This is a genomic window from Candidatus Lokiarchaeota archaeon (genome assembly GCA_014730275.1).
GTDB lineage: Archaea > Asgardarchaeota > Thorarchaeia > Thorarchaeales > Thorarchaeaceae > WJIL01.
In genome coordinates this window covers 1-17,837 of the sequence record WJIL01000031.1, presented here as the reverse complement: position 1 = coordinate 17,837, position 17,837 = coordinate 1, and the positions used below count along the sequence as shown (strand labels likewise).

The window sequence follows — 17,837 nt, the reverse complement described above, 5'->3', positions numbered from 1 at the left end:
CAAGTACAGTTGTTCTAAATTATGTTTAGTTCCTTACCAATCTTCTCGTAGGCTTCGAGTGCTGTATCCAGCTGCTCCTTGGATAGACCCGAGTTCATCATATTTCGGATTCTGGCCTTATCCTTTGCCACCATGGGATAGACAATCGGCAGTGCAAGAATGCCTTCTTCGTACAGACCATCGCTGAGCTTAACTGCTTTCGAACTCTTGCCGCACATAGCTGGCACTATTGGAGTCTGGCTGTTTCCAGTGTCAAAGCCCATGTCTTGCAGACCTTCAATGAAGTACTCGCGATTGTCCCACAGTCGCTCAACGTGCTCCTCTTCGGTTTCAAGGACATCAATGGCCGCAATACATGACGCAGTAGTAGCCGGTGTGTGTGATGCACTCAACAACCAGGATCGGCTCGTGTTGTATGCATAATTTACCATGTGCTGGCTTCCTGAAACATGACCGCCCATAACACCGAACGCTTTGCTAAATGTACCCATCTCGAAGTGCACTTCATCATGGGTTAAATCGAAGTGTGAAACGATTCCTCTACCACCTTCACCGAGTACAGCTTCTCCATGAGCGTCATCAACGTAAATCATTGCGTTGTGCTCTTTTCCTAGCTCAACGATTTCATCAAGTGGTGCGATGTCTCCATCCATGGAAAAGACGCCATCTGTTATGATTAGAATTCTGCGTGGGTTGTCCTTTTCTACTTCCTTAAGCACCCTCTCCAAATCTGCCATATCGGCGTGTTTGTAGATGTAACGGGTTGCCTTGGTGAGCCTGATACCGTCGATGATGCTTCCGTGATTCAGCTCATCTGAAACAATAGCATCCTCTTTCCCAATCAGTTGGGGAATAAGCCCCTCATTTGCAGTAAATCCTGCGCTATAGGTGAGTGATGCTTCCGCTCCCTTGAAATTAGCAAGTCGCTTTTCAAGCTCCATGTGTAGGTCCATCGTTCCTGCAATCGCTCGAACAGAACCAGAACCAGCACCATATTCGTCGGCAGCTTCTTTTGCAGCCTTAATCAGCTTGGGATGATTGGTGAGATTCAGATAGTTATTGCTACAGAGCATGATTACTTCTCTACCATCTACCTTAGCCTGCGGTGAACTGGGACCTTGGAGTTCTCTTAGCTTCCAATCCAGATCCTGCTTCTTCAGATTCTCATATTCTTGTTTCATCCATAACGTTGGGTTTTCTGGTCTATCTACCATAGCTCTTACCGCCTTTGTCTTAGACTATCAAATGGTCTTGTGATTGACATGCGGCTCACAAGATGTGCCATATTTATGGTTTCGGTTTTGCTGAAGCTCGACATGATGTACAATACCGATAGAACATTCCTGCCTGAATCCTCCAAACTACAAAATTAGTCATTGTATCTTCCAATCTTTCAGCTTTCAGTATTATCGTTATGCACATTCAAGCATATCGATATGAACAAACATTGCATATCGTTTTTAAGACCTCCTATGCATGATTATGGTAGGCTAGGAGTTTGAAGAACCATGAGTAAGATCCTTAGAATCAATATGACAGACCAATCTCATGAGTGGGAAGATCTCCCGGAAGAGTGGAAGACCCTTGCAGGACGGGCTTTCACTTCGACTGTTGTTGCTGAAGAGGTTGATCCAACATGTCATCCTCTCCGGAAGAACAACAAATTCGTCATCTCGCCAGGTCTTTTGGCTGGTACCCCAGCTCCTTCATCAGGAAGGCTAAGTGTCGGTGCCAAGTCTCCCTTGACTGGCGGAATCAAAGAGGCGAATGCCGGAGGACTTACCGCAACGAGATTGGGTAAGCTTGGAATACGTGGCATTATCATTGAAGGAAGGCCGCCGGAAGATGATGATAACTGGTACTCCATTTTCATTTCAAAAGATAAGGTGGAAATCAAGGAGACCAACGATTATGCAGGAATGGGTCTCTATGACCTCATCGACAAAATCTGGAATGACTACGATAATAGACCCGGCATTATTGGCTGTGGAGTAGCAGGTCAGCGTGAGCATCTCAACTCGGGGATTTTCGGAAATAATATCGAGAACAGTGACCCCGGAAGATACGCTGGACGCGGTGGTCTGGGTGCTGTCCTTGGCTCGAAACGAGTTATCGCGGTAATTAGTGATGATTCCGGCTGTAACAGCCCTGAACCTGAAGACGAGGATGTCTTCAGGGAGGGCAGGGGGAAGCTTGCTACGGCTCTCAATGATCATCCCGTTACTGGCAGACTGAAGGATGAAGACGGACAGCCCTACGGTGGTTTGAAGAACTATGGCACCAACGTGCTGCAGAACATCATCAATGAGGCTGGAGGATTACCGGTCAGGAATTTTGCTAAAGGTCAATGGGACGGTGCTGCTAAGGTTTCTGGGGAAGCGGTTCATGAACTCGTAGACGAAACGAACGAGAAATTCGGCGATGAAGCGGAAGGCAAGTATGGCCATCCTTGTCACCCTGGATGCATAATGGCTTGCTCCAATGTAGTCCCCTCAAGTGAAACTGGTAAGGCAATTGTATCTCCGCTTGAGTACGAAAGCGCCTGGGGGCTTGGAAGCAATCTAGAAATCGACAACCTTGAGCATGTGGCTGAGCTCAACAGGCTGTGCAATGACCTGGGTCTTGACACAATTGAGACGGCCAATGCGATTGCGATGTTCATGGAAGCAGGGAAGATTGACTTCGGCGATGGTGAAGCAGCCATAGAACTGCTGAAGCAAGCGTACGACCCGGACTCAGCGGAAGGTGCCCTCATCTGTTCCGGCGCAAAGGTGGCAGGCGAGGCTTTGGGTGTTGAGAGAATCCCGGTTGTCAAAGGCCAGTCACTCCCTGCATACGATCCGAGAGCCATTCGCGGAATTGGAGTGACCTACGCAACCTCAACAATGGGAGCCGACCACACTTCAGGTTATACAATTGCAGCTGAGATTCTTGGCATCAAAGGCGAAGTCACTGATCCTCGCGAGATTGAGAAAGCCGACCTATCACGCACATTCCAGGCAACGACGGCGTACATTGACAGCAGTGGCTACTGTGTATTCATCGCTTTCGCCATCCTTGATGATGACGATGGCTTTGCTGGCATGACCGAGACTGTTAATGGCTTCCTTGGAACTGAAGTCGACGTAACTGACTATGGCATGCATGTACTGGAGATTGAGCGCGAATTCAACAAGAAGGCAGGTTTCACGAAAGAGGATGATAGGCTGCCTGAATTCTTCTATGATGAAGAGCTACCGCCGCATAATGTGACCTTCGATGTGCCTGATGAGGAACTAGACGCAGTACACAAATAGTTCAATGCAATGGGGGATGCAATCCCCCACATCTTTTCTTTTGTTTGTACCTTATGGCTTATTTGACCACAATGGGATATTGTTACAATGATTCGTGTACACCTCTACGGAAGGCTTAGGTGTCTCGTTGATAATGCTCGAGCCAACGAGAATACAATACTCGAACTAGAGCATGAAGAGGGAGAAACCTTTGCAAATCTCTTGAATCGATTGGGCTTGGAAAAAGATGACGTAGGAGACTGTTTTCTAAATGGCAATTTGGTCAAGCCATCTGAAGAGATTCCAGATGATGCACGAATAGGCCTTTTTCCATTCAACATGCGATTGCTGTGTGGCGGTCAACATCTCAAAGGCCATGGCTACACACAGAGCGATGTTGATGTTGACTACTACTAGCGGGGTGTATATTCATGGAAGTACGTGTTAAGCTCTACGCCACTCTTAGCCAATATGCACCGGAGGGAACTAAAATAGGCGAAGCTTTCTCGGTGGAGCTTGAGAATGGAACTATCCGAAAGCTAATTCATACGATAGGTTTCTCCGAAGAAAAAACGCGCATCATCATGGTTAACGGAGATCAGACAAAAGACTTGGATCGCCAATTGAAGGACAGCGACCTGGTTGTTATTTTTCCGCCAGTGGGGGGCGGCGACAGCAGTTAGGTAACATCTTCGCTTTCAATTTGATGTGTCCGGCGTAGTCGCTCATTTCTGCGAACCGCAATATATGCAGGAATCACAGATATCGGATACAGTACGAGTGCAATGGGGAAAAACAGCCTACCGAAGGTGACAATACCTCCGAAAAGCCCCATGATGAGAGCTGCTATGAGGGTCCCTGTCTGACGCGGAAAAGTCCACATGATGCTAGTAACTGCGACACTTTTTCCACGCCTTTGTGCCGATAACTGCTCCATAAGAAGAGAACTCCTGGCTGGCCTGGCCATATTTGCTACTGCCATTCTGGAAATATAGAAAACAGCAGATAAAATAAGAATAGGTGAGTTTACCATTCCAAACATGAGAATTGGTGCGAGGATATAGAGCAACGTTATCATCTTCAGCTTGCCTACTTTCTCACTACTAAGGCCCACGGCCAGAGTTCCTGTCGCTAGGGTTAAGCTAGATAGTGACTTGATGATACCTAAGAGTGAAGGGGCAGGAGTGAATGCTGTATCTATCCATAGAATGAGATATGGCACAACCAAGCCGCTGCTGAACCCCATCATAATACGCCCGATTCCAAACAAAGTCGCGGTTTTGGCATCATTTTCAGCCGAATCGGGCAAGGGATCCTCCAGTTCCGTAGGTTCACAAATCTCTATTTCTTCGTGATTTTGCAACCATCGCTCTGTCATAAAACCGGTTATGCCTGTGGCAAATCTGAAAGTGCCCATTATTGTGAATACAACGATGTATCTGACTATTTCAGCGTCAATCCAAGTGAAAAATTGGGTGTCCAGAATCAAACCTGCGAGGAATGCACCAACCATTCCCGTCAATATCCCGATAGCCGTAGTATAACCGTATGATTGGGTACGCTCTTCACCTCGCTCCGTGTAGTCTGCTAGGAGTGTACTCACCGATGTTCTCATGAATCCGGAGCCTATCCCGGTGATGCCGTAGAGAATGAGGATTATGTTTCTACTGCTGAAAAATGGCAACAGAAACAATGTAGTTCCGCTAATGATTCCACCAAGTAAGATGGAAACACCTCGACCTTTCTTATCACTAAGGTGTCCGGCAGGAAACAGGAATAATGCTGACGCGTAACCTGCGGCCGCTACTATGATACCATAGAAGGCTTCTTCGAATCCACTAAACACGACGAAGAGAGGTAGGGCGATGCCCCTAAAAGAACGTCCGAGTCTAGAAATTGCTGACAAAAGGGCGAAACGAGCTACTTTGCTTGTTCGGGTATCAACGAAATCTTCATCCGTTTCGCTGTCTAACATGCAACAACCTCTCGACAACTATAACAGGGTCCGTTGGTACCTTCTCATAAATGCTTGTCTACCTGCGTTCTCAACCCAGAGTATCACAAGCATTGATATGACATGTTTCCTCGCATGACCTGTGCGATGGGGAGAGATGCACATTGCCGCCTAATGAATCGGAAACCGAAAATCAAGATTTTGACGATGAAATGTACATGGAGATATTGCGTGACGATCCACCTATGAAGCGTTATGTGTCACGTGGAGATACGCCAGATCCAGTAGATATCTCAGGCCCACACAAACAAGCCGATCGAGCAATCTTCCGTTGTATTCGATTTACGATGAACGACAAGACTGCTAGGTTCCAGCCCATTCTTGGAGACGCTGGTATGGGCAAGACACATCTATATTGGGTGCTCAAGGATAAAGAGAGCATCTTCTCAGGAAAAGAATTCCTCGCGGTTTATGTTCCGTCTCCTCCTGCTCCTGTTAGGATTCCTCTTCATTTGCATGCTTGCCTAGTAGACGAAGCAGGTGAGCAAATCTTTGAAGAAACAGTTGATATGCTCATATCGAAATTTGGCGGTGTCAAAGGAGTCACGCATGAACAGTATGATTTCAACTATGCTATGGAGCGTTTGTTGGCTCGTTATCCCGGAATTTCAGCTGACGTCGTTAAAGCGTTGATGAGGTACAGGCTCGATCCTGATTATCGTGACTTGGCAAGGCGATGGTTGTTTGGTGATGCTGTTAGTGATGCCGAACTAGAGCAGCTTGGTGTGCGCACAGTGCTCGAAGAGGATGATGTTACTGTAGCCACATTGAACCTGCTCATGGAAGGTTCCGAACGTACCGTGGTCTTTTTCATTGACGAAACGGAGGGCCTCTACAATACTCATGGCGAGGAGGCTGAAAGGCGATTCCTGGAAATCCTCAAACGAATCTACAATGAGGGCAAGAACGTTGTTATGGTGGCTTCTTGCTTAACCGATGTATGGAACCGAATTTATGAGATAGCGGATGCTCCAATGCAATCTCGCATGGAAGAACCTGTTAGCCTTCGGCCCTTCAGTGAAGATGATTTGACTTGTTTTGTCGAGAAGACGATGCAACAGTACTGGAATGAGAAGAATATTGACCCACCGCCGAGCCTGCTATTTCCGTTGAGTGAAGGTGATATAGATGATGCCTTCAAGCACTCCGAAGGTGTTCCGAGAGAGGCAATTAAGTTCATCATTCCGCGACTTGACTCTATTCTGTTCGATATCGAGGAAGAACCTGAGCCACAGGCGGACTACATCATCAAGCTCACAGCATCTGTTGTCATCAATGCCATTGTGGAAGCTTTGAAACTAGCTGCAGAGGAGATTGGTGGCCAAGTTCAGCTGCATATGGCTAAAGGTGGTACATCACGGGAGGCAACCGCAATCGTGAAGGTAAACAAAAATGGGCAATCAAAGAAAATCTGCATTGATGTGGCAAATGTTAAGGATTGGAATCGGAGCGGTGGAGTGGCTGGGTACTACTCTGTCAAAAGAGTGAAAGAGATTATTGAGACCGACGAAGCGGATTATGGCATAGTCGCAGTACCAAAGGAGACTGGTGGCGCCAAGTTTGAAGCCATGCGTGAAGAACTTGATGACACGCTGACGACGCTGAGGTTCACGGAGAAAACGGCAACTCAACTGGTTGAATCCACAAAAGGGAGAGTACTTACTTCAGAGGAAGCCGATATATTTGGCGAAATGGTGAAATCGGTGTAAACCTAATCAGTTTTGGATGATTCTGTCCCTCCATTGGGAGTCCCATGAGCGGTCTCCTCCTCCTCATGGCAAGCAAACTCAGGTACCACCAGAATCAGCACAAAAATCACTGCTGTCGTAGCGATTCCAAGAGGCGTTCTGAGAAACAGACTTAGGTGGCCTACAGCTGGAATCCGCAGAATCATTACGCCAACTACTTCATCATATGTCCTGTTTCCCGGGTCTATTATTGCGTTGTTATCACCCTGCGTGAAATAATAGTAATTCCCGTTCTCGACTTCGATTGAAACAACGCGATGCACTATAGGAGCACTGCCATGCCAATCGTCTTCATAGACGATAATATCCCCAACTGCAATATCCTCCGCTGGTCGACCTTGGAGAATCAACAGATCGCCGGGATAAAGAGCTGGCTCCATAGATTCGCTTGTGACTACCACAAGCGGAGATGTTGTACCCATTGAGAGCATGAATATACCGTACCCGCCAAAAGTAGCAATGACTACTACCGCTAGAAGAAAAAGCGTCTTGACCAATTCTGAACGCTGGTCCCATTTGAGTGCTGTTCGCACCTTTTCCATGAATACAGCCTCTCCTAGGTCGATACAAGGCTGCTTCTAATTAAGGCTACCTCTTGGAACTAGCTACCTTCTCCAGCGCCTAGCAGCTTTATCAACAATCCTGAGTGCTTTACCGTCGCGAGAAAGGCAACTATTCCATTCGCAGGGCTCATACACATTATCTTCGCCTTCAGTATCTTCTAGATAGTTCACGATTATCCTGAGTTTCTTCCTCTCAGCCTCTGCGATTTTAACAGCGTCTCTGGTTGTTGGGAATGTCTGTGGAGAAATTTGCGAGGTGCTGATGAGGTGCCACATATTATCATCGACCAAGGTTGCGGCAATTACGAAAGGCCCTATTTTAAAATCTTCTTTGAAAAGAATCGTTTCTCCGATGTCTATTTCACCATCTATTTCTTCGCCTGATTCCTCCAGCTCTTCGTCAAACTCCAGCAGGGCCTTTTCGACTGCCTGTCTAAGCTCCTCTAATGAAGCTCGTACTACCACTCCTCTATCATAGAGCGATTCATCTTGGCCACTCATCAAGAACACCATATATGACACTTATTTCTTGGAGACCTAAATAATCCTCTCATCTGGCAGTTTGTCTAAGCAAGGATTTCTTGGTACGCATCTCGCTGTCATCGATTTGCTAATCCAAGACTCAGAGGGGGACTGAGGTAATCGAGAATGAATAGTGATAACTATCATCCGTAAATTATCAGAATTGTTTATCGTACTCCTCATGTATAAATTGTCTGACCCGGTCCGGCATATTCACGGAAAGATCCAATGTCAAATCAAGAAGGAGTTCACAGCCCTGCTCCTGGTCAATGGAAAGCATCTTCTTGAATTTATCAACTGCCCCATCATACTCTCTGGTTCTGAGAAGGACGACTCCCAAAGAAAACCATGCTTCTGTAGATTCCGGATCATGTTCGATAGCTTTCTGGAACATTTCAGAGGCTTCTTCGTACTGCCCTAGCCGTTCCAACCCGACCCCGAGCAACGTCCATGCTGTGGCATCGTGCGGATTCAGTTTAACTGCAGTTTTGAGCTTATCTGTGGCTAGCTTATCTCTTTGCAGATTCAGCAATACCCAACCAAGATTGCGCCATGCGCCAGAATAGTCCGGCTGTAATCGAATTGCCTGTTCTAACTTCTCAAGCGCATCTTGGTAATGACCTAAGTGTGCATACGCTGTGCCAAGAGCATTCCATGCATCAGAGAAATCTGATTTCAACCTAATAACTTTCTCAAAATTGTTTGCTGCACCTTCGTGATTCCCGAGATATGCAAGAGCTAAGCCCAGCGCATAGCGCGCATCGGAGAAGTGAGGATCAATGTCCAATGCTTTCCTGTAGACATCAGCAGCACCACGATGGTCACCTGATAGCGCAAGCAAGGTGCCCATTCGATAGAAGACGCCTGCATTGTCTGTACGTGAAAGCGCGGAAACTTCATCAAGGTCTCTTTCTCGGTTTTCAGACACAGTCTATGCTCCAAGATTACATATGAAAATCTGTTAATTTCGCTTTTGGTGTGGTATTGCTAAATAATAGAAAAAATTGAAAAAGATAGACGGGTTGCGCCCGTCTACTCCGAACTACTATCTGTTCCCTTAGACTGCTGATTAAAGGAAGAACTCAACCTCACCAGTGTCAAAGCTGTAGTATGCACCCACAAATTTCATTTTGCCAGTTTCTGCGAGTCCCTGAAGTAATGGGCTTTGGTTCTTGATATCTTCAATTACACGTTCAATGTTCTTTCGCACCGCTTGATCAACTAGCTCATCAAATGGCAAGTCGTGGTCTACCGAGTCTAAGACCGGTTGGATATTATCGGCAATTTTTTGCATGCTTCCTTGCAATGGGTCGCCTTTGGCAGCAGCTCCAACCGCCCCACAATCTTGATGACCCAAAACCATCAGAACTGGAGTATTGCAGTGTGCGCCACCATATTCCAAGCTGCCTAGAGCAATATCATCAATGATGTTTCCAGCAGTTCGAATGATAAACAACTCTCCCAGTCCCTGATCAAATATTAGCTCGATTGGTACACGGCTATCAGAACATCCTAGAATTGTAGCAAAAGGAGATTGCCCTCCTTTAAGCTCAAGTCTTCTCTCTTCTCCAATATTACATTCCAAATCTCCTTCAATGAATCTCTTGTTTCCATTTCTCAGTCTTTCTAGGGCTTCATCTATCGTTACCATTCAAATCACATCTTTCTGGTTCTTCAAATACAGCTGAGCCATAGTTGATATTAATACTTTTAAAAATATCTGTAACAAATGTAATAAATATACCTCCTTACCTACATTTCTTATGCCGCCGCCTTCTCCACACTCCTCCACATGGTTTTGTGATGTTACTGCATGAGATTCGAAAACGCTAATACATCAAAACCGCCATTAATTAACGATTATTATGAATTCTGCACATGTAACAGAAGGTGCTTCCAGCTCGTCGATTTCGTTTTCTTATCTTAAGAAATTCAATATCGGTGCCGGAGTTCTTCATCTGATAACTGGTGCTTTGATGCTCTTCTTGGGGCTTACTTTGGAATGGTCGCAGGATGTCTACACAATATATCTTGATTTTGAGATAATCAGCTATGACCCATTCGAGTTCCAAGTCATACCAACACCTGAGGTGCTATTCACGCTGACGAATATTGGTGTGATTTTGGCATCATTTCCGTTGATGTCCTCTTTGGCTCACTTCTTGATCTCCTATCCTCTCTTTGATAGGTATGTAGCCAATCTCGAAAAGGGCATGAATCCATATCGTTGGTACGAATACTCAGTATCAAGCTCTGTGATGATTTTCCTGATTACCTTTCTGCTTGGGATTTGGGACTTCTGGTCGCTGATGATGATTGTGGTGCTCAATGCCATGATGGTCGGGTTCGGCTATCTTCAGGAGATTCTCAATCAATACACCGAGGAAACCAAATGGAGTCCATTCTTGCTTGGGTGTGTGTCAGGCTTCACGCCGTGGGTGGTGCTATTCGGATACTTCTATAGCGCAATACAGGCTGCAGAAACGGAGCCTCCGACATTTGTATACATCATTATCGTAATGTACTTCATTGCATTCAATATCTTTGCACTGAACATGCTGCTTCAGTACAAGAAGGTGGGGCCGTGGAAGGACTATCTCTATGGTGAGCGAATGTATATCATCTTGAGTCTGGTTGCAAAGACACTGCTTGCATGGATTGTCTTCGCTGGCATATTCGCACCATTCTGAGGTCAGCGTTATTCCCCCTGTGGGGCTTATGTAATAGGCTAGAATAGCTGGCAATAACTTCGGTGTACTCGGACATGCCATTTGCCATGGCTGTTCGTATCTGGAGGGGGGATTTCACCTTCAATCAATCGTCCTTACTGCGATTCAGTAACAGGCAAGAAGATTGAAACTCCGCCGAATCCGTTGTCGTATCTGCTGCTTTATTCCGTTGTGAAACATTAATCTAGGTCCATTGCTATCTACATTCGAGAGAGGTTTAAGGGATGGACGTCACAACTATTGTATCAAAGGGTTTGGCTGCTCTTTCTTATTTTGTTGAATCTAAGAACGAAGCTATCGTTATTGATCCGCGAAGGGATGCGCAGATTTACGAAGAAATGGCACTAGAGAGGAACGTCGATATCAAATACGTATTAGAAAGCCACAGAAATGAGGACCTAATCATAGGCTCATTGGAACTTCAGAATCTGGTTCCGTCGCTCGAGATCATTCACAGCAAACATGGAGCTCCCTTCAAGTATGGAGAGCATAATGTTGGAGACGGCGAGAAATTTGAGGTTGGGGACTTGGAGGTCGAGTGCATTTACACCCCGGGCCACACAAATGATAGTGTCTGCTATGCAGTAACGGACACATCGACTGGTGATGATCCGGTTGCTGTTTTCACAGGTGATACGCTCTTTGTGAATGATGTGGGAAGAACAGATTTGGTCGATATCAAGAAGCACGAGGAGCAATCACGAAAGCTGTATCACAGTTTGCATGACAAAGTGCTCGAGCTCCCTGATTCTACTATCGTATATCCGGCGCATGGAGCTGGTTCTGTTTGTGGTGCAGATATGGCAGCTCGCCCGGTTACAACAATCGGTTATGAGCGGATGAATAATCCGTGGCTGAACAAGGACGAGGAGGAATTCGTGGAAGGCAGGCTAAATTCGAATCTGATGATACCTGACTACTTCACGCGCTGTGAGGTGTACAATCTTGAAGGACCGCCGTTGTTATCCGAGGTCCAACGTCCACGCCTTCTTGGGATGAGGAAATTCGCGGAACTGATGCACCAGGATGACCACGTGGTTCTTGACACTCGCACACCAAGCTCCTTTGTCAGCAAGCATATTCCGGATTCGATTTTCATGGGCTTACAGATGATGGGCATCTTCCTGGGCTGGGTAGCCGATTACGAAGATAACTACCTAGTCGTGGTTGAAGATTCCTCACAGCTGGAAACTGCATGGAACTACATGGTTCGCCTTGGCTACGACGGCTTCGTTGGTGCGCTTAGTGGTGGTTTGATGGGCTGGGAACATAGCGGAAGACCAGTTGCAAGTGTCAGTAGTCCGACCTCTTCAAAATTGAAACAATGGATCGATGCTAATGGGCTACAGATTATTGATGTACGAGAAGAGCATGAGGTCCATGGCAATCTCATTCCTGGCAGCAGGCTCACACCTCTTACGGAAATCCGTGACCACATCGGGGATTTAGACCCGAACAAGAAGACCATCTCGGTGTGCCCGTCCGGTTTCAGGAGTACAATAGGAGCAAGCATTCTGAAGCGAGAAGGTTTCGAAGATGTGGCTGTTCCTCTAGGCGGGACACACGCTTGGGAAAACCATGGTTATGAACTGGCTTAGTCCATGATGATTGGGGAATAGCTATGGTCTTCTGGCGTAGGCCCACAGGCAGATCTGATGTTATTGCAAATCAAGGCGTTGTCGCTTCATCCCAGCCACTGGCTACGCAGGCTGGCTTGAAGATGCTCCGACAAGGAGGGAATGCAGTAGATGCAGCAATAGCTGCAGCAGCCACCCTTGATGTTGTTGAGCCTTTCTCAACCGGTTGCGGTGGCGATGCTTTTGCTCTCCTTCATCAGCCTGGAGCATCAGAACCTCTGGCATTCAATGGATCAGGACGAGCAGGTTCACTAGTTAGTCTTGATGAGCTACAGAACCGCGGATGGAATCACATTCCAAAGCGGGGCGGGGGACCTGTAACCGTTCCTGGAGCAATGCACCTTTGGGAGTACCTTGTCGAGCAGTATGGTGAGCTGGACTTAGATAAAGTCTTAGCCCCAGCCATTCACTACGCTGAGAATGGCTTTCCAGTATCTCCGGTTATAGCTGAAGTTTGGAATTTACTTTTACCGGTACTGCAAAACGAAACCGCATCAGAGGTTTTCACTATCGATGGCAGAGCACCAAAACCAGGTGAGAAGATGAGCAATCCTGGATTGGCTAAGACCTTCAGAGAAGTAGCTAAAAACGGGGTTACAGCTTTCTATTCGGGCGAGATTGCAGAAAGCATCGTTAAAACGGTACAAGAACACGGGGGCTTCTTGACCAAAGAAGACCTAGCTGCTCATGAGACAGATGAGACTTCACCGATTTCCACATCCTACCGAGGCGTTGATATTTTCGAACATGCGCCAAATGGACAAGGTTTTGCGGCTCTTGAAATGTTGAATATGATGGAAGAGTTCGATATCTCTGACCTTGGCCATCTTTCTGCTGACAGATATCACATCATGATTGAAGCGAAGAAGTTGGCTTACGCTGACCTGTATCAGCACAATGCGGATCCTGACTTCTATCAGGTACCCCTAGCGCAATTGCTCTCTAAAGAATACGCTCCTGAGCGGTCAAAACGCATCAATTTGGATTCTGCGATGGAGGTACCTGATTCGGGTGTTGACCTGGGAACCGATACAATATATCTGGCAACTGCTGACCAAGAGGGCCGAGCGGTTTCTTTCATCAATAGCTTGTATATGGGATTCGGTAGCGGGCTTGTGGTTCCAGAGTGGGGTATCAAACTGCAGAATAGAGGTAGGCTGTTTTCCCTCGATCCTGACCATCCAAATTGCTATGAACCCGGGAAGCGACCGTTTCACACGATTATCCCTGGAGCAGCTTATATGGACGATGACTTACTGGGGGTATTTGGAATCATGGGCGGTCCACATCAGGCGCAAGCCCACGCTCAATTTGTGAGCAATGTTTTGGACTACGAAATATCGCCGCAAGAAGCGTTGGATCACCCGCGATTTCATCATGATCAGGATTCCAACACAGTAGCTTTTGAAAATGGCATTCCCCCCCAAGCGCAAGGTGAATTAAGGAAGAGAGGTCATGAGATTGCGCACGAGACAATGGCTGGGTTTGGAGGCGGGCAAGCCATCTTCCGTTTAGAGAATGCTTGGATAGCAGGTTCTGATTTCCGAAAAGACGGACAAGCTGCCGGATTCTAATTTGAATGGGCCTTGAAATTGGGATTGAACCTACTCCAAGAATTCATTATTCCAACTACCTCGGGAAAAAAATACGGACACTCATCATCAGTTTATTACAGAGTTACCATAAGCTAATTGCTCGCAAGTCAGCTGCTTGACATAACTGGCAAAAGACATAACACGGATTGAGTAAGAGTGCGCCTAAGCTGTGTGACCGAATTGACGAATGAAGAGCAGGATTACCGAGTTGAGAGCGATCTTATTGGAGAACGGAAGGTACCAGCCGAAGTCTACTGGGGAGTGCAAACCCTTCGCGCTCAAGAGAATTTTGGCGTGTCAAGGGTACCGCTTGCAAACTATCCGACTCTTGTCCAATCTCTCGCTATGGTGAAAAAGGCCTGTGCACAAGCCAATAAGGAACTTGGACATCTAAAACCAGAATATGCCCATGCAATTTTTCAAGCCTGTGATGAGATAATCGAAGGGCAGATGATTGACGAGTTCACTGTTGATATGCTACAGGGGGGTGCTGGAACAAGCACGAACATGAATATGAATGAGGTACTTGCATCTCGAGCGAATGAGATACTCGGCTATACCCGAAATTCCATGGAGCCCGTTTCAGCCAATGATCATGCTAACATGTCGCAGAGCACCAACGATGTTTATCCTACAGCTATCAAGATTGCCATGATTTACGGATTCAGAGAGCTTTCAGATGGTCTCCGAGACCTCATTGTTGCACTAGATAGGAAAGCAGAGGAATTCAGAGACGTGCTGAAACTGGGCCGCACGGAAATGCAGGACGCAGTACCAATCATGTTGGGTCAGGAGTTTTCAGCTTGGTCTGCAGCCCTGAAGAGGGATTTGCTGAGGATTGGGTCCGCCATGGATGTGTTGAAAACGCACAATATTGGGGCGACCGCGATTGGGACCTCTCTCAATGCAGACCCGAAATACATCAAACTGGCTGAGAAGTACCTTCGAGAAGTTACTGGGTTGGACGAGCTCACTACGGCAGCAAATCTTATCGATGACACACAGAACAGCGATGAATTCGTCCACGCTTCAGGCCTTCTCAAAGTAAACGCTACGAATCTCAGCAAAATTTGTGGAGACATTATCTTGATGTCTTCAGGACCAGTCGGCGGTTTTCACGAAATAAGGCTCCCTGGTGTGCAGCCCGGATCTTCCATCATGCCAGGCAAGGTCAATCCTGTTATCCCAGAAATGGTCATGCAATGCGCCTTTCAGGTGCTGGGTCATGATACTGTTATTTCATTCGCGGCTCAGGAAGGTCAGCTTGAATTGAACGCTTTTGAACCCTTGATTGCGTACAATTTCTTTCAAGCACTCAAGGTACTGAAGAACTGCATCCCCATATTGGCCGAGAAGTGCATCAGGGGCATTGAACCAAATCCAGCTGGATTAGATGCCGTCCACAAAAGTGTGGGCTTGGTTACTGCACTGAATCCAGTTATTGGCTATAAGGCAGCCACCCGAATTGCTAAGAAGGTTCTGGACACAGGAAATTCCATTCGAGAGATTGCCCTTGAAGAAGGTGTTATGGATGAAGAGTGGCTGGATTTCCTTTTGGATCCTGAACGAATGACTCGGCCAGAAAGCAGGGGCGATGAACCCCCAAGCAAAGGGGCATAAAGGTAAGAACGAATGCGGAGATGAAAAAAGATGGAAATCTCAGAAGAAACACAGAAGAGACTCAAAAGCTTGTTCGACTCACAACTGAATGCTGCACTTGCTACTTCAAAAGACGGAAAGCCGTATTGTTGTTTAGTGTCGTTTTTTGTAACTGATGATTTCAGGTATTTGCTTTTTGCAACCAAGCGAGCTCGCTTGAAGTACGAACAGATGGATGCGAATCCATCAGTTGCTTTACTGATAGAAAATACCAAGAACCAGCCTGATGATGTCACTGAAGCTATTTCTGTTTCGGTAATAGGTACAGCTGAAGACATCGAGGAACCCAACAAATCGGTGTACGCGGATCGATTGGCTGAGCGTCACCCGAAACTCAGGCAATTTGTGCATTCGGAAGATACTGCTATCATGAGGGTGGTAATTGAGAAGATGTATGTTGTGACAAATTTTGAATCCGTGGATGTTGTTGAACCCTAGCAGCGTCTCTCACTTTTCTGTGGGCTAATTCATTGATTCACCAGTAATCACCTTTTGTTTGGGCTAGAGGCTGTTAACCAGCAAACCGTATATCATACCAGACGTGATACTGAAAATGAGTGCGAGTATAGCATAGCTAAGGACGATTTTCCAAGGAACTATTCTTGCCGCTGAGATCGTATTCGGCACATCGTATGGCTGACCCATCAACCACGACAGAGTGGCCCCTTTGCTCATTCCAAGATCCACCAATGCCTTCCCGAGCACAATTTCGACAAGGGTTGGTGTGTAAAGCGGACCGCCAATCACAGCAGCGATGACCACTCCCAGTCCCCCCGTCAGATACGTCGCGACAGCTGTTTCGGGGAAGTATGCCTCAAAATAACTGACCGCAATTAGACCCGCAACGAATGCAGGAAGCACTCTCTTGGCCAAGTCTTTGCTGACTTTGAGCGCACTTATCAGTCGTTCATCTAATGGTCGCTTTTCGATATCAACCGCAGGAGCTTTTGTTGGCGTATATTGCTCTTCGAATTTCTTGCTCCAAGGAAGCTTGGATACAATTACGCCAATAACAACGGCACTGATGAGTGAAGCCACTATCCTTACCACAGCCAGTTCCCAAGATAGAATTTCACCAGTCACAACAATGCTGAGTATGTTAGCAGAGGGGGCCATGAGTAGGAAGGTTATTGCTGGACCTATACCGCCTCCCGCATAAACAACTCCCGCAAAAAGAGGAATCATCGTGCAGGAGCAAACTGTGAACAATGGCGCAATCAAAGCGGCAAATCCATAGGCCACGATTCCCCCACTAGAGAGATATTTGGTAACAACATGCTTTGGAATAAACTCCGAAAAGAGTCCTGCAAACGTGAACGCAAAAAGCAGACATATCCAAGCATGGCTGATATAGTCCCAAAGATAGGCTATTGGAATCTGCCACCAAGGCAAACCTCGAAGATCGATTGGTTGGAGCGTTGGTGCAAGTGAATACGCTCTAATTCTGGAGTAGATAAGTAGTGCGAGAACTCCGAAGACAAAACCAAGCAGTGCAACAGTACGTGCTTTTTTGACAAAATCTTCCATCCCTAGCTCTCCCAAATCTTGATTTTAGAATTTCTCAAGTAACTTCTGGATTTCTTTGGTTTCTGCTACTCGGCCCATGATTTTGACTGTTCCATTGATTGCTAGAGCTGGACTGACCAACGCTCCATATTCTTGAATAACTTCCCTCGACGAAACATCACGGTGGGATACTTCAATACTGATTTCTGAGCTAGCGAATTCCTTAGCTGCATTCTCCGCGTTTTCAAAAAGCTTCTCACAATTGGAGCATGGGGGTTTGGATCCAATTACTTCGATATCGATACGAACCATAATTCTCACGCGTTCATATCGATTAATCGCGATATTTAAATTATTCGAAGAATACAGTTCTATGCACTCTGGTCTTGATAAACCTACAAAAAAAAAAATGGTGTGCTCTCTCAACAAATGAGAGAGCAAAATTCAGTTATTCTATGCTTTCTTCTTCATGATTTCGATGTCGTCCATCAGAGCCTCGAGGTCTTCTTCATGCTCAACCTCATCTTCCATAACTTCAAGGGCGAGGTTATAGGTAACTTGATCCTTGCCCTCTGTCATGTTGACCAGC

Annotated in this window: 17 protein-coding genes; 9 read left to right on the top strand and 8 right to left on the bottom strand. The window is 46.5% G+C overall.

Annotation, left to right across the window (positions count from 1 at the left end; genetic code table 11):
• Nucleotides 1-14: 14 nt before the first annotated feature.
• A complete protein-coding gene (locus tag GF309_04390) occupies nucleotides 15-1,181 on the bottom strand; it encodes a glycine C-acetyltransferase (GenBank protein MBD3158005.1) in 1,167 nt (388 codons plus the stop codon).
• Between the two features lie 327 nt (nucleotides 1,182-1,508).
• On the opposite strand from GF309_04390, the gene GF309_04385 reads away from it, so the two are divergent.
• From GF309_04385 to GF309_04375, 3 genes are all read left to right on the top strand, one after another.
• Complete coding sequence (locus GF309_04385) at nucleotides 1,509-3,296, top strand: aldehyde ferredoxin oxidoreductase (GenBank protein ID MBD3158004.1); 1,788 nt, start codon at nucleotides 1,509-1,511, stop codon at nucleotides 3,294-3,296.
• Between the two features lie 87 nt (nucleotides 3,297-3,383).
• Nucleotides 3,384-3,692 (top strand): hypothetical protein, encoded by a 309-nt coding sequence (locus GF309_04380; GenBank protein ID MBD3158003.1) that lies wholly within the window; start codon nucleotides 3,384-3,386, stop codon nucleotides 3,690-3,692.
• Between the two features lie 14 nt (nucleotides 3,693-3,706).
• Nucleotides 3,707-3,958, top strand: coding sequence for a MoaD/ThiS family protein (locus GF309_04375; GenBank protein MBD3158002.1), 252 nt, complete (start codon nucleotides 3,707-3,709; stop codon nucleotides 3,956-3,958).
• Here GF309_04375 and GF309_04370 read toward each other — a convergent pair.
• A complete protein-coding gene (locus GF309_04370) occupies nucleotides 3,955-5,250 on the bottom strand; it encodes an MFS transporter (GenBank protein MBD3158001.1) in 1,296 nt (431 codons plus the stop codon). The two genes, GF309_04375 and GF309_04370, sit on opposite strands and share 4 nt — an antisense overlap.
• A 143-nt stretch (nucleotides 5,251-5,393) precedes the next feature.
• Here GF309_04370 and GF309_04365 point away from each other — a divergent pair, with 143 nt between their 5' ends.
• Nucleotides 5,394-6,998, top strand: coding sequence for a hypothetical protein (locus GF309_04365; GenBank protein ID MBD3158000.1), 1,605 nt, complete (start codon nucleotides 5,394-5,396; stop codon nucleotides 6,996-6,998).
• A gap of 2 nt (nucleotides 6,999-7,000) precedes the next feature.
• Here the strand turns inward: GF309_04365 and GF309_04360 are convergent, their stop codons facing one another.
• The 4 genes from GF309_04360 to GF309_04345 all read right to left on the bottom strand — a co-directional run bounded on the left by GF309_04360 (nucleotide 7,001) and on the right by GF309_04345 (nucleotide 9,773).
• The gene (locus GF309_04360) at nucleotides 7,001-7,579 is read right to left on the bottom strand and encodes a signal peptidase I (protein MBD3157999.1); all 579 of its coding nucleotides are present in this window, start codon (nucleotides 7,577-7,579) and stop codon (nucleotides 7,001-7,003) included.
• A gap of 63 nt (nucleotides 7,580-7,642) precedes the next feature.
• Nucleotides 7,643-8,101, bottom strand: coding sequence for a hypothetical protein (locus tag GF309_04355; GenBank protein MBD3157998.1), 459 nt, complete (start codon nucleotides 8,099-8,101; stop codon nucleotides 7,643-7,645).
• 178 nt (nucleotides 8,102-8,279) lie between these two features.
• Nucleotides 8,280-9,050 carry a tetratricopeptide repeat protein gene (locus GF309_04350; protein MBD3157997.1) on the bottom strand — a complete coding sequence of 257 codons (771 nt, stop codon included), beginning with the start codon at nucleotides 9,048-9,050 and terminating at the stop codon, nucleotides 8,280-8,282.
• A 141-nt stretch (nucleotides 9,051-9,191) separates the two neighbouring features.
• Complete coding sequence (locus GF309_04345; GenBank protein MBD3157996.1) at nucleotides 9,192-9,773, bottom strand: carbonic anhydrase; 582 nt, start codon at nucleotides 9,771-9,773, stop codon at nucleotides 9,192-9,194.
• A 214-nt stretch (nucleotides 9,774-9,987) separates the two neighbouring features.
• On the opposite strand from GF309_04345, the gene GF309_04340 reads away from it, so the two are divergent.
• The 5 genes from GF309_04340 (at nucleotide 9,988) to GF309_04320 (ending at nucleotide 16,180) form a co-directional block, all read left to right on the top strand.
• A complete protein-coding gene (locus tag GF309_04340) occupies nucleotides 9,988-10,812 on the top strand; it encodes a hypothetical protein (GenBank protein ID MBD3157995.1) in 825 nt (274 codons plus the stop codon).
• A 263-nt stretch (nucleotides 10,813-11,075) separates the two neighbouring features.
• A complete protein-coding gene (locus GF309_04335) occupies nucleotides 11,076-12,449 on the top strand; it encodes an MBL fold metallo-hydrolase (GenBank protein ID MBD3157994.1) in 1,374 nt (457 codons plus the stop codon).
• Nucleotides 12,450-12,472: 23 nt separating this feature from the next.
• Nucleotides 12,473-14,062, top strand: a complete 1,590-nt coding sequence (gene ggt, locus GF309_04330) for a gamma-glutamyltransferase (GenBank protein MBD3157993.1) — start codon at nucleotides 12,473-12,475, stop codon at nucleotides 14,060-14,062.
• A 201-nt stretch (nucleotides 14,063-14,263) separates the two neighbouring features.
• Nucleotides 14,264-15,703: an aspartate ammonia-lyase gene (locus GF309_04325; GenBank protein MBD3157992.1), complete on the top strand. Its 1,440-nt coding sequence runs from the start codon at nucleotides 14,264-14,266 to the stop codon at nucleotides 15,701-15,703.
• 30 nt (nucleotides 15,704-15,733) lie between these two features.
• The gene (locus tag GF309_04320) at nucleotides 15,734-16,180 is read left to right on the top strand and encodes a pyridoxamine 5'-phosphate oxidase family protein (GenBank protein MBD3157991.1); all 447 of its coding nucleotides are present in this window, start codon (nucleotides 15,734-15,736) and stop codon (nucleotides 16,178-16,180) included.
• A 63-nt stretch (nucleotides 16,181-16,243) separates the two neighbouring features.
• On the opposite strand, the gene GF309_04315 is transcribed toward GF309_04320, so the two are convergent.
• Both GF309_04315 and GF309_04310 read right to left on the bottom strand, forming a co-directional pair.
• Nucleotides 16,244-17,269, bottom strand: a complete 1,026-nt coding sequence (locus tag GF309_04315) for a hypothetical protein (protein MBD3157990.1) — start codon at nucleotides 17,267-17,269, stop codon at nucleotides 16,244-16,246.
• Between the two features lie 24 nt (nucleotides 17,270-17,293).
• Nucleotides 17,294-17,560, bottom strand: a complete 267-nt coding sequence (locus tag GF309_04310; GenBank protein ID MBD3157989.1) for a thioredoxin family protein — start codon at nucleotides 17,558-17,560, stop codon at nucleotides 17,294-17,296.
• Between the last annotated feature and the right edge of the window lie 277 nt (nucleotides 17,561-17,837).

Coding starts and splice junctions, on each gene's coding strand:
- GF309_04390 (MBD3158005.1), bottom strand. CDS start 1,181: ATGAAACAAGAATATGAGAATCTGAAGAAGCAGGATCTGGATTGGAAG.
- GF309_04385 (MBD3158004.1), top strand. CDS start 1,509: ATGAGTAAGATCCTTAGAATCAATATGACAGACCAATCTCATGAGTGG.
- ggt (MBD3157993.1), top strand. CDS start 12,473: ATGGTCTTCTGGCGTAGGCCCACAGGCAGATCTGATGTTATTGCAAAT.
- GF309_04310 (MBD3157989.1), bottom strand. CDS start 17,560: ATGGTTCGTATCGATATCGAAGTAATTGGATCCAAACCCCCATGCTCC.
- GF309_04370 (MBD3158001.1), bottom strand. CDS start 5,250: ATGTTAGACAGCGAAACGGATGAAGATTTCGTTGATACCCGAACAAGC.
- GF309_04345 (MBD3157996.1), bottom strand. CDS start 9,773: ATGGTAACGATAGATGAAGCCCTAGAAAGACTGAGAAATGGAAACAAG.
- GF309_04335 (MBD3157994.1), top strand. CDS start 11,076: ATGGACGTCACAACTATTGTATCAAAGGGTTTGGCTGCTCTTTCTTAT.
- GF309_04340 (MBD3157995.1), top strand. CDS start 9,988: ATGAATTCTGCACATGTAACAGAAGGTGCTTCCAGCTCGTCGATTTCG.
- GF309_04375 (MBD3158002.1), top strand. CDS start 3,707: ATGGAAGTACGTGTTAAGCTCTACGCCACTCTTAGCCAATATGCACCG.
- GF309_04320 (MBD3157991.1), top strand. CDS start 15,734: ATGGAAATCTCAGAAGAAACACAGAAGAGACTCAAAAGCTTGTTCGAC.
- GF309_04315 (MBD3157990.1), bottom strand. CDS start 17,269: ATGGAAGATTTTGTCAAAAAAGCACGTACTGTTGCACTGCTTGGTTTT.
- GF309_04360 (MBD3157999.1), bottom strand. CDS start 7,579: ATGGAAAAGGTGCGAACAGCACTCAAATGGGACCAGCGTTCAGAATTG.
- GF309_04355 (MBD3157998.1), bottom strand. CDS start 8,101: ATGAGTGGCCAAGATGAATCGCTCTATGATAGAGGAGTGGTAGTACGA.
- GF309_04380 (MBD3158003.1), top strand. CDS start 3,384: ATGATTCGTGTACACCTCTACGGAAGGCTTAGGTGTCTCGTTGATAAT.